The sequence below is a fragment of the Streptomyces griseus genome (genome assembly GCF_900460065.1).
GTDB lineage: Bacteria > Actinomycetota > Actinomycetes > Streptomycetales > Streptomycetaceae > Streptomyces > Streptomyces griseus.
Window position 1 is genome coordinate 273490 of the sequence record NZ_UAVD01000032.1, and the last position, 19554, is coordinate 293043.

Annotated in this window: 15 protein-coding genes; 7 read left to right on the forward strand and 8 right to left on the reverse strand. The window is 73.6% G+C overall.

Annotated features, from left to right (window positions below):
• Nucleotides 1-17 precede the first annotated feature (17 nt).
• Genes DTB53_RS24205 through DTB53_RS24235 form a run of 7 tightly spaced genes read right to left on the reverse strand, consistent with a single transcriptional unit; the run spans nt 18 to nt 8149 of the window.
• Nucleotides 18-884, reverse strand: coding sequence for an HpcH/HpaI aldolase/citrate lyase family protein (locus tag DTB53_RS24205; protein ID WP_003969766.1), 867 nt, complete (start codon nt 882-884; stop codon nt 18-20).
• The gene (locus tag DTB53_RS24210; protein WP_003969767.1) at nt 881-2080 is read right to left on the reverse strand and encodes a CaiB/BaiF CoA transferase family protein; all 1200 of its coding nucleotides are present in this window, start codon (nt 2078-2080) and stop codon (nt 881-883) included. The genes DTB53_RS24205 and DTB53_RS24210 overlap by 4 nt, the downstream gene beginning before the upstream one ends.
• Entirely contained in the window at nt 2077-2961 is an 885-nt protein-coding gene (rbsK, locus tag DTB53_RS24215; RefSeq protein ID WP_012381335.1) for a ribokinase, read from the reverse strand. Before rbsK ends, DTB53_RS24210 begins: the two co-directional genes overlap by 4 nt.
• On the reverse strand, nt 2958-4439 hold the full coding sequence (locus DTB53_RS24220; protein ID WP_012381336.1) for an ADP-ribosylglycohydrolase family protein: 1482 nt from the start codon (nt 4437-4439) through the stop codon (nt 2958-2960). Before DTB53_RS24220 ends, rbsK begins: the two co-directional genes overlap by 4 nt.
• Nucleotides 4436-5629, reverse strand: coding sequence for an ADP-ribosylglycohydrolase family protein (locus DTB53_RS24225; RefSeq protein ID WP_012381337.1), 1194 nt, complete (start codon nt 5627-5629; stop codon nt 4436-4438). The genes DTB53_RS24220 and DTB53_RS24225 overlap by 4 nt, the downstream gene beginning before the upstream one ends.
• On the reverse strand, nt 5556-6932 hold the full coding sequence (locus DTB53_RS24230; RefSeq protein WP_012381338.1) for an ADP-ribosylglycohydrolase family protein: 1377 nt from the start codon (nt 6930-6932) through the stop codon (nt 5556-5558). Before DTB53_RS24230 ends, DTB53_RS24225 begins: the two co-directional genes overlap by 74 nt.
• Complete coding sequence (locus tag DTB53_RS24235) at nt 6929-8149, reverse strand: ADP-ribosylglycohydrolase family protein (protein WP_236586318.1); 1221 nt, start codon at nt 8147-8149, stop codon at nt 6929-6931. Before DTB53_RS24235 ends, DTB53_RS24230 begins: the two co-directional genes overlap by 4 nt.
• Before the next feature lie 310 nt (nt 8150-8459).
• On the opposite strand from DTB53_RS24235, the gene DTB53_RS24240 reads away from it, so the two are divergent.
• The 3 genes from DTB53_RS24240 to DTB53_RS24250 all read left to right on the forward strand — a co-directional run bounded on the left by DTB53_RS24240 (nt 8460) and on the right by DTB53_RS24250 (nt 15662).
• Nucleotides 8460-9191 carry a VIT1/CCC1 transporter family protein gene (locus DTB53_RS24240; RefSeq protein ID WP_003969773.1) on the forward strand — a complete coding sequence of 244 codons (732 nt, stop codon included), beginning with the start codon at nt 8460-8462 and terminating at the stop codon, nt 9189-9191.
• 458 nt (nt 9192-9649) lie between these two features.
• The gene (gene gltB, locus DTB53_RS24245; RefSeq protein WP_042497402.1) at nt 9650-14209 is read left to right on the forward strand and encodes a glutamate synthase large subunit; all 4560 of its coding nucleotides are present in this window, start codon (nt 9650-9652) and stop codon (nt 14207-14209) included.
• The gene (locus DTB53_RS24250; protein ID WP_003969775.1) at nt 14202-15662 is read left to right on the forward strand and encodes a glutamate synthase subunit beta; all 1461 of its coding nucleotides are present in this window, start codon (nt 14202-14204) and stop codon (nt 15660-15662) included. Before gltB ends, DTB53_RS24250 begins: the two co-directional genes overlap by 8 nt.
• Nucleotides 15663-15902: 240 nt before the next feature.
• On the opposite strand, the gene DTB53_RS24255 is transcribed toward DTB53_RS24250, so the two are convergent.
• Nucleotides 15903-16814 carry a rhomboid family intramembrane serine protease gene (locus tag DTB53_RS24255; protein WP_012381341.1) on the reverse strand — a complete coding sequence of 304 codons (912 nt, stop codon included), beginning with the start codon at nt 16812-16814 and terminating at the stop codon, nt 15903-15905.
• Between the two features lie 143 nt (nt 16815-16957).
• Here DTB53_RS24255 and DTB53_RS24260 point away from each other — a divergent pair, with 143 nt between their 5' ends.
• The 4 genes from DTB53_RS24260 to DTB53_RS24275 all read left to right on the forward strand — a co-directional run bounded on the left by DTB53_RS24260 (nt 16958) and on the right by DTB53_RS24275 (nt 19540).
• Nucleotides 16958-17707, forward strand: a complete 750-nt coding sequence (locus DTB53_RS24260; RefSeq protein ID WP_003969777.1) for a vWA domain-containing protein — start codon at nt 16958-16960, stop codon at nt 17705-17707.
• On the forward strand, nt 17704-18267 hold the full coding sequence (locus DTB53_RS24265; RefSeq protein ID WP_003969778.1) for a HutD/Ves family protein: 564 nt from the start codon (nt 17704-17706) through the stop codon (nt 18265-18267). Before DTB53_RS24260 ends, DTB53_RS24265 begins: the two co-directional genes overlap by 4 nt.
• Nucleotides 18268-18382: 115 nt before the next feature.
• Entirely contained in the window at nt 18383-18871 is a 489-nt protein-coding gene (locus tag DTB53_RS24270; protein ID WP_012381342.1) for a GNAT family N-acetyltransferase, read from the forward strand.
• A 135-nt stretch (nt 18872-19006) separates the two neighbouring features.
• On the forward strand, nt 19007-19540 hold the full coding sequence (locus DTB53_RS24275; RefSeq protein WP_012381343.1) for a pyridoxamine 5'-phosphate oxidase family protein: 534 nt from the start codon (nt 19007-19009) through the stop codon (nt 19538-19540).
• Nucleotides 19541-19554 lie beyond the last annotated feature (14 nt).

Sequence of the window (19554 nt, forward strand, 5' to 3'; positions counted from 1 at the left end):
CGGGCGGGCCCGCAGTCTCAGGCCCGCCCGGCGAGCGCGATCGTTCTGCGGGCGGACGCCACCACCGCCGCGTCCACGAACCTCCCGTCCGGCAGCGCCAGCGCCCCCGCCTCCACCGCCGAGGCCGCGATGATCTCCTCGGCCGCCTCGATCTCCTCGGCCGTCGGCCGGAAGGCCCGCTCGATCACCGGCAGCTGGCGCGGGTGGATCGCCGCCCGGCCCAGCATCCCGAGCGCCCGGCCCCGCCCGCACGACGTCCACAGCCCGTCCAGGTCCCGGACGTCCGGGAACACCGACTGGGCGGGCGGCGGCAGGGCAGCCGCCCGGGCCGCCACCACGGCGCGGCTGCGCGGCCAGTCGAGCCCGGTGTCCTCCCGTACGCCCAGATCCGCCCGCAGATCCGCCTCGCCCAGGGCGATGCCGCACACGGCGTGATGGGCCGAGGCGATCGAGTACGCGTGCTCGACCGCGAGCGCCGACTCCAGCAGCGGATACAGCGCCACGCCCGGGGCCACGGCCGCCACATGGTGCACCGAGACCGCATGGGTGATCTTCGGCAGCCGGAACGCGGCCAGGCCCGGCAGCTTCGCCAGTGCCCGGACGTCCTCCTCGCCGTGCACCCGGACGTGGACCGGCACCGCGTCCGGGGCCGCCGTGACCTGGTCGCCGAGGAGTTCGGCGGTGGCGGAGCGGGCGTACTCCTTGCGGTCCGGGGCGACGGCGTCCTCCAGATCCACGATCACCACGTCCGCCCCGCTGCCCAGTGCCTTCGCCACCACCTCGGGCCGGTCCCCGGGCACGTACAGCCAGGTCAGCGGCGGCCGGCCGACGGGCGGCGGCGGGCCGTCCGGCAGCGGCGGGGCCGGGACCGGCCGGCCGGTCACAGCGCCCCCTGGTCCCGCAGCGCCGCGATCCGGGTCTCCGAGAGGCCGATCCCGGCCAGGATCTCCTCGGTGTCCGCGCCGTGCGGACGGCCCGCCCACCGGATCGAGCCGGGAGTCTCCGAGAGCCGGAAGAGGACGTTCTGCATCCGCAACGGCCCCAGCTCCGGGTCGTCGACCTCGGTGACGGTGTCCAGCGCCCGGTACTGCGGGTCCTCCATCACCTCCCTTACGTCGTGGATCGGGGCGACCGCCGCCTCCGCCTTCTCGAAGCCGTCCAGCACCTCGTCCCGGCTGTGCCGGGAGATCCAGTGGCCCACGGCCTCGTCCAGCTCCTCGGTGTGTTCGGCCCGGGTGGTGCCCGCGCCGAACCACGGCTCCTCGATCAGCTCGGGGCGGCCGACGAGGCGCATCACCCGCTCGGCGACGGACTGGGCGGAGGTCGAGACGGCGACCCAGTGGCCGTCGGCGGTGCGGTAGGTGTTGCGCGGGGCGTTGTTGCGGGAGCGGTTGCCGGTGCGCGGCTGGACGTAGCCGAGCTGGTCGTACCAGAGCGGCTGCGGGCCCAGCACGGTGAGGATCGGCTCGATGATCGCCAGGTCCACCACCTGCCCCTCGCCGGTCTTCTCGCGCCCGGCGAGCGCGGCCATCACCGCGTACGCGGTGGCCAGCGCCGCGATGGAGTCGGCGAGCCCGAACGGCGGCAGCGTCGGCGGCCCGTCCGGCTCCCCGGTGATCGCCGCGAAACCGCTCATCGCCTCGGCCAGCGTCCCGAAGCCGGGGCGGTGGGCGTACGGCCCGAACTGGCCGAAACCGGTGACCCGGGCCAGCACCAGACGCGGGTTGACGGCGTGCAGCTCCGCGGGGCCCAGGCCCCAGCGCTCCAGGGTCCCGGGCCGGAAGTTCTCGACGATGACGTCGGTCTCGGCGGCCAGGCGGAGGAGGACGTCCCGGCCGCCCGGGGCGGACAGGTCCAGGGTCAGGGTGCGCTTGTTGCGGCCGAGCAGTTTCCACCACAGCCCGACCCCGTCCTTGGCGGGCCCGTGCCCGCGCGAGGGGTCCGGCCTGCGGGGGTGCTCGACCTTGATCACATCGGCGCCGAAGTCCCCGAGCATGGTGGCCGCGAGCGGTCCGGCGAAGAGGGTGGCCAGGTCGACGACCTTCAGCCCGGTCAGGGGTCCAGCCGCGGTGGTGCTCATGAGGCCTCGATCTCGCTGCGGTAGGGCATGGACGTGGACGCGCCGGGCTTCTGGACGCAGAGCGCCGCCGCCGCGGAGGCGAACGCCACGGCCTCGGCCACCGGCCGCCCCTCGCCGAGCGCCACGGCCAGCGATCCGACGAAGGTGTCCCCGGCGCCGGTCGTGTCGACGGCGTTCACCGACGGCGCCTCGAAGAGGACCGGTTCACCGCCCCGGGCCGCGTACAGGCAGCCCTTCGCGCCGAGCGTGACGATGACCTCGGGCACCCGGCGCAGCAGGAGCTGCGCCGCGGCGTGCGGCTCGGCCTGCCCGGACAGCTCGGCGGCCTCGTGTTCATTGGGCACCAACAGGTCGATGTGATCGAGGAGTTCATCGGGCAAGGGCTGCGCCGGGGAGGGGGTGAGGATGGTCCGTACCCCCTGGCTCCGGGCCGCGCGGGCCCCCTCGACGACGGCGGACAGGGGGAGTTCGAGCTGCATCAGCAGCAGTTCGGACTCGGCGATCGCCGCGATCTCCCCGGGCCCCAGCGCGGTGACCACGCCGTTCGCGCCGGGGACCACCACGATCGAGTTGGCCCCGGTCTCGTCCACCACGATGTGCGCCGTGCCGCTGGGGCCCTCGGCGGTGTGCAGGAGGTCGGTGTCCACCCCGGCGTGTTCGAGGCCGTCGCGCAGCCGCGTCCCGTACGCGTCGTCGCCGACCGCGCCGATCATCATCACCTCCCCGCCGGCACGGGCGGCGGCGACGGCCTGGTTGGCCCCCTTGCCGCCGGGGACCGTCCGGAACTCCCGGCCGGTGACGGTCTCGCCGTGCCCGGGGGCGCGGGCCGTGTAGGCGACGAGGTCCATGTTGGTGCTGCCGAGCACCGCGATGCGGGTCATGGGCGCAGAGCCTCCTGGTGGGTCAGTGCGGCGAGGGTGTCGAAGCCGGTCCGGTCGAAGCCGGATACGGAGGTGGCGAGCCGGTTCTTCAGCGGGGCCGTCCAGTGCTCGGGCAGGGCGTCCGGGGCGCCGGCGAGAAGTCCGGCGAGGGATCCGGCGGTCGCCCCGTTGGAGTCGGTGTCCCAGCCGCCGGAGACCGCGAGGCCGATCGACCGGGTGAAGTCGCCGTCGGCGTGGGTGAGGGCGGCGGCGAGCAGCGCGGCGTTGGGCAGCACGTGCACCCAGTGGTGGGTGTCCGCGTAGGCGGCGTGCAGCCGGTCCACGACGGCGTCGAACTCCCCTTCCGCACGGGCCGTTTCGATGCCGAGCCGGATCGCGCGGGCGTACCGCGAGTGCGGCGGCACCACCCGCAGCCCGGCGGCCAGGCAGCCGTGGACGTCGCTCTCCCCGGCCGCCGCCACCGCGAGGGCGGCCGCGGTGAACATCGCGCCGTAGACCCCGTTGCCGGTGTGGGTGAGCACGGCGTCGCGGTGGGCCTGGGCGGCGGCTCCGGCCGGGTCGCCCGGGTGGGTCCAGCCGTGCACGTCGGCCCGGATCTGGGCGCCGATCCACTCCCGGAACGGGTTGCGGTGGCGGGCGGTCGCCGGGGGCTCCACGCCCGCGAGGAGGTTGCCGTAGGCGATGCGCTCGGCGGTGAAGGTCCGCCCGGCCGGAAGTTCTTCCAGCCAGAGGCGGGCCAGGTCGGCGGTGGTGAAGGACCGGCCGTGCCGCTGGAGCAACAGCAGGGTGAGGAGGGGGTGGTTGAGGTCGTCGTCCTCCGGCATGCCGTCGATGGTCTCGGCCAGGGACGTGGGGGCCGAGCGGCGGTTCCAGGGATGCGCGGCGAGCAGGTCGGCGGGTACGCCGCGCTCGGTGAACCACGTGGTGAGGGGCCAGTTGCCGGCGGCGCGGGCCAGGGCGCGGATGCCGTCCAGGGGCAGCTTCTCGACCGGTTTGCCGAGCAGGCAGCCCGCCGCCCGGCCGAGCCAGGCCGCGTGCAGCCGGGCGTGGGTGACGGCGGGCGCCCGGTCGGCGGGCTGTCCGTCCCCGCCGGCGGCGGGCGTACGGTCCCCGGCGGTGCGCGCGGCCCCGGGCGGCCCCGGCCAGTGCGGGCAGAGGGCCATGATCTCGTCCAGCCCGGTCGGCTCCTCCGCCGCCGAAGGCGAATCGATCGCGGCGAGTTCGTCGAGCAGCCGTTCGGCCAGTGCGCGCAGGCGCGGCGGCGCGGGCGGCTCGGACGCCCCCGCCCGGTCCGGGGCGGGGGCGCCCCCGGCCGCGTACCACCGCTCCTCGATCGCCCGGGCGTCGCGGCCGTCCTGCGCGGCCTGCCGCAGCTCGTGACCGACCAGGTCCTCGGGCTGCGCCCAGGTGAGGCGGACGTGCCCGGCCCGGGGCGGGCGGGCCTCCGTGTCCGGCGTCCGGTGCGGGGGAGCGTTCACCGCCCACCGGCCAGCGCGCCGAACGCCTGCTCATGGGCCCGGCGGCGTTCCAGGTCCCGGGCGAAGACCTCCCGGGCCACCTGTGCCAGCACCCCGGCCGGGGTCTCCAGATCCAGCCGGCTCGCCTCCGCGACCGTGGCGGCCCAGTCGGCGGGGGCCTCCCCGCCGAGCGCGCCGACGATCGCCCCGCTCATCGTCGCGATGGAGTCGCAGTCCCGCCCGTAGTTCACCGAGCCGAGCACCGTACGCCGGTAGTCACCGCCCCCGACCAGCAGCATTCCCAGCGCGATGGGCAGCTCCTCGATGGCGTGCAGCCGGGAGGGGCGTCGGGCGCCGAGCGAGGGGTTGCGGTAGTCGGGGCCGACCGTGTCGAAGGGCTCCACCGCCGCCCGCAGCGGGGTGAGCGCGGACTCGAAGTCCTCGTGGCGCACGGCCACTTCGGCGACCGCCTCGATCGCGGCCCGGGTGCCGTCCCTGGCCGTGGACAGGGCCGCGTCGACCACGGTGCCGGGGGTGGCGCCCGGGCGGCAGGCGGCGGCGACGGCGGCGGCGAAGACCCCGGCGGCCTCCCGTCCGTAGGAGGACTGGTGGGGAGCCGCCACCTCCAGCGCCTCGGCGTACGCGGCCTCCGGGTGGCCGGCGTTGACCAGGCCGACCGGGGCCATGTACATCGCCGCCCCGCAGTTGACGATGTTGCCCGCACCGGCCTCGCGCGGGTCCACGTGCCCGTAGTGCAGCCGGGCCACGATCCACTTCTCCGCCAGGAAGATCCGCTGGAGGGGGAGCGCCTCCGCCTCCAGTTCCGGGATCCAGCGGGGCGACAGCAGGTCCGGGACGAGGTGGTCGGCGACGGCGTACGCGTCGAGGTGGTCGCGGACCCGGTTGTAGACCCGGATCAGGGCGTGGGTCATCAGGGTGTCGTCGGTGACGTGCCCGTCGCCCTTGTGGTAAGGGGCGACGGGGCGCGCGGTGCGCCAGTCCTCGCCGTACCAGGGGCCGACGATCCCGGTCACCCGGCCGCCGTGCCGCTCGGCGATCTGCTCGGGGGTCCAGCCCTCGACCGGGCCGCCGAGGGCGTCGCCGACGGCGGCTCCGACGAGGGCCCGGTGGACGCGGTCATCGAGTCCGGGCGTGGTGGGGGAGGGGCGCGGGGCCGAGAGGGCGGCTTCCATGGCCGTTGTGGGCGTCATGCCGGAATTGTCCACCCGGGGTGGCCGGTTCCGTGGCTGCCAGCAGCCCGGCGAGTTCGATCAGGTCCGTGCCCGCGAGCCGGGGCAGCGCGCAGCCCGCCAGCGTCCGGCACGCCTCGCGCCAGCCCGCCGGCACGGCGGTCACCGAGCCGATCGCCCCGGTCAGCGCCCCGGCCAGGGCGGGTGCGGAGTCCGCGACCCGGGACAGGCAGGCGGCCGCGGGGATCGCCTGGGCGATCTCGCCCCGGGCGGCGGTGGTGAGGGCGAGCGCGACCGGCACGGTCTCCGCCGCCGCGATCCCGTAGCTGTAGACGTGGTCCACGATCTGGTGCTCCAACACCGGGACCAGGGCGAACGCCCCGGCGGGCTCGTCGGCGAACTCCCGGGCCAGACGGACGGCGTGCACGGCGTTGCGGGCGATCTCGGTGCCCTCGGGGAGCCGGTCGAGGGCCGCGTTCACCACGGTGTCGACGTCCGCCCCGGCCAGCGCCACGGCGATGGCGGCGGCCACGGCCCGTGCTCCGTGCACCCCGTCGCCGTCCTGGGTGTAGCGGGCGTCGAACTCGGCGAGCTCCGCCGCTTCCTCGGGGTCGCCCGGGTGGACCACGGCGAGGACGGCTGCCCGTACGCAGGCGGCGTCGTCGAAGTAGTGCGGGTTGTCGTGCCCGGTGGCGGGGGGCCGCAGCCCGGCGGCCAGGTTGCCGAGCCCGGCCCGCACCGAGATCCGGGCCCGCAGCGGGAGCACCGCGGCCTCGACCTCGGGGGCCCGGGCGCTGGCGGCGGCGACGGTGGCGGCCAGCGCGTTCCAGGCCCGGTCGACCGCGTCCCGCATCCGGCGTCCGGGCGAGAGGCCGTCCGCCTCGTCGGCGGCCGCCGCCAGCACCGTACGGGCGGCGAACGCGGCCCATTCGGCGTCGTCGGACGGGCCGAGCCGCAGCGGCTCGGGCGGCTGGTTGAGAGCGATGGGCACGGGGAGCGTGGTGGTCGCGTTCTGCTCGGCGAAGGTGTCCAGCTCCCGGGTGAGCCGCCGGGTCCACTCGGGCATCCGGGCCGCCCGGTGCCGGGCGGCGGGCCACCCGGCGGCGTCGCCCGCCGCGAGACCGAGCAGCAGCCCCTCGATCCGGGCGCGGCGGGAGGGGGCCGCGGGTCCGGGGGCGCCCGCGGGCCGGGCCGTGGCCGCGGGTCCGGCCGTGCCCGGAGTCCGGGCCGCGTCGCGGGCCGCCTGTGCCGGGTCTCCCGTGGACGGTTCGCGTGGCGTGGCCACGGCGGGTCGGCCTCCGGCCGCTTCACCTGACGGCGTCATCGCCGGCCCTCCCGCACGGGTACGGAGAAGGCGCCCGCGGAGGCCCTGGGCCGTGCGGGCTCGGGTGGTGCTGCCGCCGGTGCCGTGTCCCGTGCGGGACGGGAGGACGCTGCCGTCGACGCCGCCTCCCGTACGGGCTCGAAGGACGCGGCCTCCGCCGCCACGTCCCGTACGGCCGACGGTTCGTGACCGCCGCCGCTCCGCTCCCGCGCGTGCTCCGCGACCCCGGCCGCCCCCGGATCCTCCGGGGTCAGCAGTTCCGCGATGTCCAGCACGTGGTAGCCGCGCATCGAGGGCAGACAGCTCCCCCGGACCGGGCCGATCGCGCCCGCCCAGTCCGGCGGGATGGCGCTCTCCCCGTTCAGGGCTCCGGCCAGAGCGCCCGCCACCGCCGCCGTGGTGTCCGCGTCCCGGCCCATGTTGACGGCCGTGAGCACCGCGGTCCGGAAGTCCCCGCGCGCCGCCGTGAACGCCCCGAACGCCAGGCCCACCGCCTCCGGCGCGAGGTCTGTCCACGGGTAGCCGGCGATCACCACCGCCGAGCGCACCGCCCGCTCCATCGTGAGCCGGTCGGGGTAGGGCCGCTGGGCCGCCGCCACCGCCCTGCGCAGCGACCGGGCCGTCCAGGAGTCCATCGGGACCACCGAGAGCGCGGCCGCGATCACCGAGGCGAGGCCCGCGCCGACCATGGCCGCCGCCACCCCGGCCGCCACCGCCTGGCCCCCGTAGATCCCCTCGCCCTCGTGGCTGACCCGGCCGTCCACCGCGACGAGCCGGGCCGCCTCGGCGGGGCGGCCCGCCGCGAAGACCCCGAAGGGAGCCGCCCGCATCGCGAGCCCGTCGCTCCAGGCGTGCCGGTGCTGGGCCGAGATCGGCGCGGCCAGGCCCCGGCGCAGGTTCTCCAGCGTGCCGCGCTCGCTGAACCCCGCCCCCCGAAACGGGCCCTCGTCCAGATCGGCGATCCAGTGGTGCCAGGCCCGCTCCACGTGGGAGACGTCGAGCGCCGAGCCGTGCCGGGCCAGCAGCAGCCCGGAGAAGATCGCGTACTCCGTGTCGTCGGTGCCCGCCGGGTCGTCGCTCACGAAGCCCTCGATCCGCCCCCAGCGGCGGCGGATCTCGGAGGGCCGCAGGTTCTCCGCCGGGGCGCCGAGCGCGTCCCCGACCGCCAGTCCCAGCAGCGCACCCCTGGCCCGGTCATTGCCGACGGCCGTGTTCATCGCGTCGCCCTTCGCTCGTCCGGCGGTGTGCATCCGCATACGGGTCCGGATTCGACTCCGCTTCCGGGCCCTGTCCGCATCTGTGCCACGCGGAGGGCGGGGAGAGGCGGAAAACGCGGCGAAAGGGGCCGGTCGGATGATGGCTCGGTCAGCTAAGGCTGGCCTTTCTTCGCAGGTCAGAGGGGTGGTAAGGCAGGCCTGGCTTGCTGGCGGCGGCCACTCGGACGGCGTAGTTTGGACTTTGTCGAAACTTGTATTCAGCGGGGGCGGCGGGGTGACGGCCCGCCGGAGCAAAGAGGAGAAGCACGCCGTGGCCATCATCGAGACCGACGCCGTTCTGCACGAGGCGCACCGGGACAACCACACCCACCGGGACGTCAACGGCGGCTGGCTGCGCCCCGCCGTCTTCGGCGCGATGGACGGCCTGGTCTCCAACCTCGCCCTGATGACCGGGGTCGCGGGCGGCGCGGTCTCCCAGCAGACCATCGTGATCACCGGCCTGGCGGGGCTCGCGGCCGGCGCCTTCTCCATGGCCGCGGGCGAGTACACCTCGGTCGCCTCGCAGCGCGAGCTGGTCCAGGCCGAGCTGGACGTGGAGCGCCGCGAACTGCGCAAGCACCCCAAGGACGAGATGGCCGAGCTGGCCGCCCTCTACGAGTCCCGCGGTGTGGACGCCCCGCTGGCCCGCGAGGTCGCCCGGCAGCTGTCGCGCGACCCCGAGCAGGCGCTGGAGATCCACGCCCGCGAGGAGCTCGGCATCGACCCCGGCGATCTGCCCTCGCCGCTCGTGGCCGCCGTCTCGTCGTTCGGCGCGTTCGCGCTCGGTGCCCTGCTGCCGGTCCTGCCCTACCTCCTCGGCGCGAGCGCCCTGTGGCCCGCGGTGCTCCTCGCGCTGGTCGGCCTGTTCGCCTGCGGTGCGGTGGTGGCCCGGGTGACCGCCCGCAGCTGGTGGTTCAGTGGGCTGCGCCAGCTGGCCCTGGGTGGTGCGGCCGCCGCGATGACGTACGGCCTCGGCACCCTGTTCGGTGTCGCCGTCGGCTGACGGAGCGCCGACCTCCCCCGTGATCCCCTCCCACCAGGCGCTTCTCCACCTCCCGGAACGCACACCGGCATCCCGGTGTGACGTACGTCGTGACGCACCCCTCTGGGCGGGGGACGCGGCGCGGTCGTACAGTGTGGCCCTATGCAGCGCTACACATAAGTAGCCATTACTCGGCGGTTTCAATTCTGTGTCCGCCGGGAAAGAGCCGTAGACACCGCAGGCAACGACGCCTGCTCTCTGCGGGTCCCCGGGCGCCGATCGTTCCGACCGCGACCCACCCCTGGTCATCCCGGTCACCTCTGGTCACCCAGTCACTTCCGGTCACCACGGTGTCCGCATGTTGGAACACGCCTTCCGCTTCTTGAGAAGCGCCCCATCATGTAACCTGCACGAAATTTCGCAGAGGGCCAACGTCGTCCCTCGGCACCGCAAATGCCACGACGACGACGGGAGAGCCGATGCGTATCGACGCCTGGTCGCCCATGGACGGTCGCCCCGCCCAGCAGGGGATGTACGACCCCCGTAACGAACACGACGCCTGTGGTGTCGGGTTCGTGGCCACTCTGACCGGTGTGGCCAGCCATGAGCTGGTCGAGCAGGCGCTGACCGTACTGCGCAACCTCGAACACCGCGGCGCCACCGGCTCCGAGCCCGACTCCGGCGACGGCGCCGGCATCCTCTGCCAGGTCCCGGACGCCTTCCTCCGCGCCGAGACCCCTTTCGAGCTCCCCGAGGCCGGCTCGTACGCCGTGGGCATCGCCTTCCTCCCCGCGGACGGATCCACCGAGGCCGTCCGGACGATCGAGGAGATCGCCGCGCAGGAGGGACTGAACGTCCTCGGCTGGCGCGACGTCCCGGTCACCCCCGCACTCCTCGGCAACGGCGCCCGCGCCACCATGCCCACCTTCCGCCAGGTCTTCGTCGCCGACGGCGAGTCCACCGGCATCGTCCTGGACCGCAAGGCCTTCGTCCTGCGCAAGCGCGCCGAGCGTGAGGCCGGGGTGTACTTCCCCTCGCTCTCCGCCCGGACCATCGTCTACAAGGGCATGCTCACCACCGGGCAGCTGGAGCCGTTCTTCCCGGACCTCTCCGACCGCCGCTTCGCCTCCACCGTCGCGCTGGTCCACTCCCGCTTCTCCACCAACACCTTCCCCAGCTGGCCGCTGGCCCACCCGTACCGCTTCGTCGCGCACAACGGCGAGATCAACACGGTCAAGGGCAACCGCAACTGGATGAAGGCCCGCGAGTCCCAGCTCGCCTCCGAACTCTTCGGCCAGGCGCAGCTCGACCGGATCTTCCCCGTCTGCACCCCGGACGCCTCCGACTCCGCCTCCTTCGACGAGGTCCTGGAGCTGCTCCACCTCGGCGGGCGCTCGCTCCCGCACGCGGTGCTGATGATGGTCCCCGAGGCGTGGGAGAACCACGACTCGATGGACCCGGCCCGGCGCGCGTTCTACCAGTACCACTCCGCGATGATGGAGCCCTGGGACGGCCCGGCCTGCGTCACCTTCACCGACGGCGTCCAGGTCGGCGCGGTCCTCGACCGCAACGGTCTGCGCCCCGGCCGCTACTGGGTCACCGACGACGGCCTCGTCGTCCTCTCCTCCGAGGTCGGCGTCCTGGACATCGACCCGGCGAAGGTCGTCCGCAAGGGCCGCCTCCAGCCCGGCCGGATGTTCCTCGTCGACACCGCCGAGCACCGCATCATCGAGGACGACGAGATCAAGGCGTCCCTCGCCGCCGAGCAGCCCTACCAGGAGTGGCTGGAGACCGGCGAGATCGAACTGAGCGACCTGCCCGAGCGTGAGCACATCGTGCACACCCACGCCTCGGTCACCCGCCGCCAGCAGACCTTCGGCTACACCGAGGAAGAACTCCGCGTCATCCTCGCGCCGATGGCCCGCACCGCCGGAGAGCCGCTCGGCTCCATGGGCACCGACTCGCCGATCGCCGCGCTCTCCGAGCGCCCCCGGCTCCTCTTCGACTACTTCACCCAGCTGTTCGCCCAGGTCACCAACCCGCCGCTGGACGCCATCCGCGAGGAGCTCGTCACCTCGCTGCGCTCCTCGCTCGGCCCCCAGGGCAACATCCTGGAGCCGACCGCCGCCGCGGCCCGCAGCGTCACGCTGCCCTTCCCGGTGATCGACAACGACGAGCTCGCCAAGCTGATACACATCAACGCCGACGGCGACATGCCGGGCATGCGGGCCGCCACCCTCTCCGGCCTCTACCGGGTCAGCGGCGGCGGCGACGCCCTGGCCGCCCGGCTGGAGCAGATCTGCACCGAGGTCGACGCCGCCATAGAGGACGGCGCCCGCCTGATCGTCCTCTCCGACCGGCACTCCGACGCCGAGCACGCGCCGATCCCCTCGCTGCTGCTCACCTCCGCCGTCCACCACCACCTCATCCGCACCAAGCAGCGCACCCAGGTGGGCCTGCTGGTCGAGGCCGGGGACGTCCGCGAGGTCCACCACGTCGCGCTGCTGATCGGTTACGGCGCCGCCGCGGTCAACCCGTACCTCGCCATGGAGTCCGTCGAGGACCTGGTCCGCGCCGGGACGTTCATCGAGAACATCGAGGCCGAGCAGGCCATCCGGAACCTGATCTACGCGCTCGGCAAGGGCGTCCTGAAGGTCATGTCCAAGATGGGCATCTCCACCGTCGCCTCCTACCGCGGCGCCCAGGTCTTCGAGGCCGTCGGCCTCGACGAGGCCTTCGTCGCGACGTACTTCAACGGCACCGCCACCAAGATCGGCGGCGCCGGCCTGGACGTCGTCGCCAAGGAGGTCGCCGCCCGGCACACCAAGGCGTACCCCGCCTCCGGCATCGCGGCCTCGCACCGCGCGCTGGAGATCGGCGGCGAGTACCAGTGGCGGCGCGAGGGCGAACCGCACCTGTTCGACCCGGAGACGGTCTTCCGCCTCCAGCACGCCACCCGCAACCGGCGCTACGACATCTTCAAGCAGTACACGGAGCGGGTGAACGAGCAGTCCGAGCGCCTCATGACGCTCCGCGGCCTCTTCGGCTTCACCTCCGACCGGGCCCCGATCTCCGTCGACGAGGTCGAGCCCGCCTCCGAGATCGTCAAGCGGTTCTCCACCGGCGCCATGTCGTACGGCTCGATCTCCCGCGAGGCGCACGAGACGCTCGCCATCGCGATGAACCAGCTCGGCGGCAAGTCCAACACCGGCGAGGGCGGTGAGGACCCGGAGCGCCTGTACGACCCGGCGCGCCGCTCCTCCATCAAGCAGGTCGCCTCCGGCCGCTTCGGTGTGACCAGCGAATACCTGGTCAACGCGGACGACATCCAGATCAAGATGGCCCAGGGCGCCAAGCCCGGCGAGGGCGGTCAGCTGCCCGGCCACAAGGTCTACCCGTGGGTCGCCGGCACCCGGCACTCGACGCCCGGCGTCGGCCTCATCTCGCCGCCGCCGCACCACGACATCTACTCCATCGAAGACCTCGCGCAGCTGATCCACGACCTGAAGAACGCCAACCCGGTCGCGCGCATCCATGTGAAGCTCGTGTCCGAGGTCGGCGTCGGCACGGTCGCCGCCGGTGTCTCCAAGGCCCACGCGGACGTCGTCCTCATCTCCGGCCACGACGGCGGAACGGGCGCCTCCCCGCTCACCTCCCTCAAGCACGCGGGCGGCCCCTGGGAGCTCGGCCTCGCCGAGACCCAGCAGACCCTGCTGCTCAACGGCCTGCGCGACCGCATCGTCGTGCAGACCGACGGCCAGCTCAAGACCGGCCGCGACGTCGTCATCGCCGCGCTGCTGGGCGCCGAGGAGTTCGGCTTCGCGACCGCGCCGCTCGTCGTCTCCGGCTGCGTCATGATGCGCGTCTGCCACCTGGACACCTGCCCGGTCGGCATCGCCACCCAGAACCCGGTCCTGCGCGACCGGTTCTCCGGCAAGGCCGAGTACATCGTCAACTTCTTCGAGTTCATCGCCGAAGAGGTCCGCGAGATCCTCGCCGAGCTGGGCTTCCGCACCATCGAGGAGGCCGTCGGCCACGCCGAGCTCCTCGACACCGACCGGGCCGTCACCCACTGGAAGGCGCAGGGCCTCAACCTGGCCCCCCTCTTCCACGTCCCCGAGCTGCCCGAGGGCGCGGTCCGCCACCGCATCATCGAGCAGGACCACGGTCTGACGAAGGCGCTCGACAACCAGCTGATCAAGCTGGCCGCCGACGCGCTGGGCGCCGAGAGCCCCGAGGCCGCCCGCCCGGTCCGCGCCCAGGTCGCGATCCGCAACATCAACCGGACCGTCGGCACGATGCTCGGCCACGAGGTGACCAAGAAGTTCGGCGGTTCGGGCCTGCCCGAGGACACCATCGACATCACCTTCACCGGCTCGGCCGGCCAGTCCTTCGGCGCGTTCGTGCCGCGCGGCATCACCCTGCGCCTGGAGGGCGACGCCAACGACTACGTCGGCAAGGGCCTCTCCGGCGGCCGCGTCATCGTCCGCCCGGACCGGGGCGCCGACCACCTCGCCGAGTACTCCACCATCGCCGGCAACACCATCGGCTACGGCGCGACCGGCGGCGAGATCTTCCTGCGCGGCCGCACCGGCGAACGCTTCTGCGTCCGCAACTCCGGTGCGCTCGTCGTCTCCGAGGGCGTCGGCGACCACGGCTGCGAGTACATGACCGGCGGCCACGCCGTCGTCCTCGGCGAGACCGGCCGCAACTTCGCCGCCGGTATGTCGGGCGGTGTCGCCTACGTCATCGACCTGAACCGCGACAACGTCAACGTCGGCAACCTCGGCGCGGTCGAGGAGCCGGACGACACCGACAAGCAGTGGCTGCACGACGTCGTGCGCCGCCACCACGAGGAGACCGGCTCCACCGTCGCCGAGAAGCTCCTCGCCGAGTGGGACACCGCGGTGACCCGCTTCAGCAAGATCATCCCGTCCACGTACAAGGCAGTGCTCGCCGCCAAGGACGCCGCTGAGCTCGCCGGTCTCTCCGAGCAGGAGACCACCGAGAAGATGATGGAGGCGGCGACCCATGGCTGACCCCAAGGGCTTCCTGACCACCGGACGCGAGGTCGCCCAGACCCGCCCCGTGGCCGAGCGCGTCAAGGACTGGAACGAGGTCTACGTTCCGGGCTCGCTGCTCCCGATCATCAGCAAGCAGGCCGGCCGCTGCATGGACTGCGGCATCCCGTTCTGCCACAACGGCTGCCCGCTCGGAAACCTCATCCCCGAGTGGAACGACTACGCCTACCGCGAGGACTGGACGGCCGCCTCCGAGCGGCTGCACGCCACGAACAACTTCCCGGAGTTCACCGGGCGGCTGTGCCCGGCCCCCTGCGAGTCGGCGTGCGTGCTCGGCATCAACCAGCCCGCCGTCACCATCAAGAACGTCGAGGTCTCCATCATCGACAAGGCGTGGGACAGCGGCGACGTCACCCCGCAGCCGCCCGAGCGCCTCTCCGGCAAGACCGTCGCGGTCATCGGCTCCGGACCGGCGGGACTCGCCGCCGCCCAGCAGCTGACCCGGGCCGGCCACACCGTCGTCGTCTACGAGCGCGCGGACCGCATCGGGGGCCTGCTGCGCTACGGCATCCCCGAGTTCAAGATGGAGAAGTCGCACATCAACCGCCGCATCGAGCAGATGCGCCTGGAGGGCACCAAGTTCCGTACGGGGGTGGAGATCGGCCAGGACATCGACGCCGCCAAGCTCCGCCGCCGCTACGACGCGGTCGTCATCGCGGCCGGTGCCACCGTCTCCCGCGACCTGCCGGTCCCCGGCCGTGAGCTGAACGGCGTCCACTTCGCCATGGAGTACCTGCCGCTCGCCAACAAGGTGCAGGAGGGCGACCTGACCGTCGCCCCGATCCACGCGGGCGGCAAGCACGTCGTCGTCATCGGCGGCGGCGACACCGGCGCCGACTGCGTGGGCACCGCCCACCGCCAGGGGGCGGCCTCCGTCACCCAGCTGGAGATCATGCCGAAGCCGGGCGAGGACCGGAACGCCAACCAGCCCTGGCCGACCTTCCCGATGCTCTACAAGGTCACCTCGGCGCACGAGGAGGGCGGCGAGCGGGTCTACTCCGTCTCCACCACCCACTTCGAGGGCGACGAGGACGGAAACGTCGCGGCCCTCCACCTGGTGGAGGTCGAGTTCAAGGACGGTAAGCTGGAGCAGAAGCCCGGCACGGAGCGGCGCATCCCCGCGCAGCTCGTCACCCTCGCCATGGGCTTCACCGGAACCGACCAGTCCAACGGTCTGGTCCAGCAGTTCGGCCTGGAGCTCGACCAGCGCGGCAACGTCGCCCGCGACGAGCACTACGCGACCAACGTCGACGGCGTCTACGTCGCCGGTGACGCGGGGCGCGGCCAGTCGCTGATCGTCTGGGCGATCGCCGAGGGCCGCTCCGCCGCCCGCGGAGTGGACCGCTTCCTGACCGGGACCAGCGCCCTGCCGGCCCCGATCCGCCCGACGGACCGCTCGCTGCTGGTCTGAGCACCACCCGGGTTCCCCCTGGGCCACGTGGCCCGGGGGAGCCCCCACAAGACGTCCCGCACAACGGCGTGCGGAACTGAACGCGGCGCCTGCCTGTCCCCGACCGGACTCCAGCGGGCGCCGTGGCGCGTCCGGGGCCGGGTGCCTCCCACGGCACCCGGCATCGGCGCCGACGACCGCCCCCGGCGGGCACGGACCGCCTCCGACCCTGACCGCCCCCGAAGACCGCCCCGCCCGGCCTCAGCTGCCGGTCAGGGCCGAGGTCCGCAGGGCCACCGCCACCGCGAACAGGCCCGCCAGCACCAGCCCGCCCGCGAGCTGCGCCGGCCACACCCGCAGCTTCGCCGGGGCGAAGGCGAGCCCGTACGTCACCAGCGCCCCGGTCAGCAGCCCGCCCAGGTGCCCCTGCCACGAGGTGAACAGGGCCGAGAGAACCATCCAGACCAGGAACCCGGCCATGAAGCGGTTGACGGCGGCCATGTCATGGCCGAGCCGCCGGTGGATGACCCAGTACGCCGCCGCCAGCCCGAAGACCGCGCCGGAGGCGCCGACCGTCGAGGTGTCCGGGGCCAGCAGGTACACCAGGACCGAACCGCCCACCGCCGACAGCAGGTACAGCGCCAGATAGCGGGCCCGCCCGAGCTGGCCCTCCACGGCCCGGCCGATGTTCCACAGCGCGAACATGTTGAACACCAGGTGCATCACCCCGAACGAGGCGTCCGGCGGGAGGTGCAGGAAGGCCCCGGTCACCAGCCGGTACCACTCCCCGTCCGCGATGCCCGTCAGGTCGTACCCGGGATACGTGTCACCCCGGTAGTAGTACTGCTCGCCGTCCGGCCCCGTGAGCGCCGCCCCGAGCACCGCGAACCGGTCCACGATCTCCGGCCTGACCACCTCGCCGATGTAGACGAGGACGTTGAGCGCCATCAGGACGTACGTCACGACCGGCGCGGTCGCCCGGGACACCGCGCCGCCGAAGACCGTACGGGCCTGGCGCACCGAGCGCTGCCCCTCCTTCACGCACTCCACGCAGTGGTGCCCGACGGACGCCTCCCGCATGCAGTCCGGGCAGATGTAGCGGTCGCAACGGGTGCAGCGGACATACGTCTCGTAGGACGGATGGCGGTAACACGCGGTGGCGGCGGCCTCCATGGCCGGCTCCTTCACTGGGGATGTGCAACGGGGCCGGTGGGGGCGGCGGCGATCAAGATAGCGAACCCGGGCGGTGGGCCGTGTGCCCGGGGCCGGGCGGTGGCCTAGGCTCAAGGTCCGCGGAGCACAGAAGGGGGGCCGCCGTGCAGGGTGCGGACACGGCCGTGGGCACCGGCCCGGCCATCAGCCTCACGAAGGTGAGGGAGACGGCTCCGGCCCTGGTCGGCCACTACCGGAGCGCCGGCATCTCGCTGGAGAAGCACGGACTGGGCGGTCACCGCGCGGCCGTCTACCTCGTCGTCGACCACTCCGGCTCGATGCGGCCGTACTACAACGACGGCAGTGTCCAGGCGCTGGCCGACCGGGTGCTGGGCCTGTCGTCCCACCTCGACGACGACGGCACGGTGCCGGTCGTCTTCTTCTCCACCGACGTCGACGCGGTCACCGACATCGCCCTCGGCAACCACCACGGCCGGATCGACGAGATCCGGGCGGGTCTCGGGCACATGGGGAAGACCAGCTACCACCTGGCGATGGACGCGGTCATCGACCACTACCTCGACAGCGGCTCCACCGCGCCCGCCCTGGTCGTCTTCCAGACGGACGGCGGGCCGATCAACAAACTCGCCGCCGAACGGTATCTCTGCAAGGCCGCGAAGCTGCCCCTGTTCTGGCAGTTCGTCGGCTTCGGCAACACCCGCAGCAGCCAGTTCGACTTCCTCCGCAAGCTCGACGAGCTGGCCGTCCCCGCCAGGCGGACCGTCGACAACGCCGGGTACTTCCACGCCGGCCAGGACCCCCGGAAGGTCCCCGACTCCGAGCTGTACGACCGGCTCGTCGCCGAGTTCCCGCTCTGGCTGGCCGCCGCCCGCGAGCAGGGGATCGTCCGATGACGGTACGGATCCTGCGCGCCGCCGACCGCGCGCCCGCCCCCTGGAAGAACGGCGGCGGGACCGTCCGTGAGGTCGCCACCGGCCCCGAGGGCGCGGGAGCGGACGCCTTCGACTGGCGGGTGAGCCTGGCGGACGTCACCGCCGACGGGCCGTTCTCCGCCTTCCCCGGCGTGGACCGCGTTCTCACCGTGGTCGAGGGCGCGGGCATGGACCTCGTCGTCGGCGGCGAGCACCACATCGTCGACGAGCCCCTGTGGCCGCACGGCTTCCCCGGCGACCTGCCCACCGAGGGCTTCCTGCTGGGCGGCCCCGTCGTCAACCTCAACGTCATGTACCGCAGGGCCCGTACGCGGGCGGAGACCGCCGTCGTCTGCGGCACGGTCCGCCTGCTGCCACCGGAGGGCGGCGCGGTGCTCGCCGTCTCCCTGGACGACGGCGCGGAGCTGGAGAGCGGTGGCGTCCGGCTGGACCGCTACGACGCGGTGCTGGCGGCCGGGGTGTCCCCCGGGGTCCTGCGGACGATGGGCCAGGCGGTGCTCATCACGTTCTCCGGGGTGTGACCGACCCGCCCCGGGCCCCCGTCGGCGGGAAACGCGGCCCCCGGCGCCTGCCCCGGGCCCCGGGGGGCGGGAAACCCGGGTGCCGATGGCCCCGCCGGGGGATACGGTCGCGCGCATGCCCGAGAACGCGTCCCGCAGCACCGTGATCCGCCGCTACGCCCCCGAGGACGAGGACGCGGCGGTGGACGTCTGGTCCCGGGCCGGCGGCCCGGCCCACCCCTTCATCCCCGGCGAGGGCGAGGGCGAGCGCGCCCGCAAGATGCGGGAGGTCTATCTCGTCCACGCCGAGAACTGGGTCGCCGAGACGGACGGCCGCGTGGTGGCCCTCCTGGGGCTCCTCGGCGCCGAGATCGGCGGCCTCTTCGTCGCCCCGGAGGCACAGGGCACCGGGGTGGGCCGCCGGCTGGTCGAACACGCGGCGGCGCTGCACGGGGCGTTGACCCTGGAGGTGTACGAGAAGAACACGGCGGCACGGGGCTTCTACGCCCGGCTGGGCTTCGTGGAGGAGAGCCGCCGCGTCGACGAGGAGTATGACGAGGTCATGCTGAAGCTCGCCCGGCCGGCTCCGGAGCACCCCGCCCGAGGCCGTGCGGCGGATACGTGACCTGACCTGACCTGACCTGACAGGACGGGACGGAAAGGGACGGGACGGCGCGGCGGTGACGGCGGCCGGTTCGCCGGAATCCGTCCGCCTGTCGCGCGCGAATACCGACAGGAGCTGTCGGGTATCCGGTGTTCCATGGCGACCATGACGTCTTCATCGCCTACGCACGCCCCTGTCTCCTGGGACGGCTTCGCCACCGCCGAGCCCGAGTTCGCCGACACCGTGCGAGCCCGCTTCCGGCTCTACAAGCACCACGTCCTGGCCACCCTGCGGAAGGACGGCTCGCCCCGGGTCACCGGCCTGGAGGCCGACTTCCGCTTCGGCGAACTGCTCCTCGGCATGATGCCGAACTCCCTCAAAGCCCTGGACCTGCGGCGCGATCCGCGCTTCGCGCTCCAGGCCAACCCCGGACCCGACGCCGAGATGAACGACGGGGACGTCCGCGTCAGCGGCCGGGCCGTGGAGATCACCGACCCGCGGGTGATCGCCCGCTTCATCGAGGAGGCGACCCCGCCGGAGCCCTTCCACCTCTTCCGGGCGGAGCTGACCGAGGTCGTCCGCATCGGGCTCGACGGCGAGGCGCTCGTCATCCGGTCCTGGCGTCCCGGGCAGCCGCTGCGCACCGTGCGCCGCACCGGCGACGACACCCCGCCGACCGACGTGTCCTGAACCCGGACGGGGCC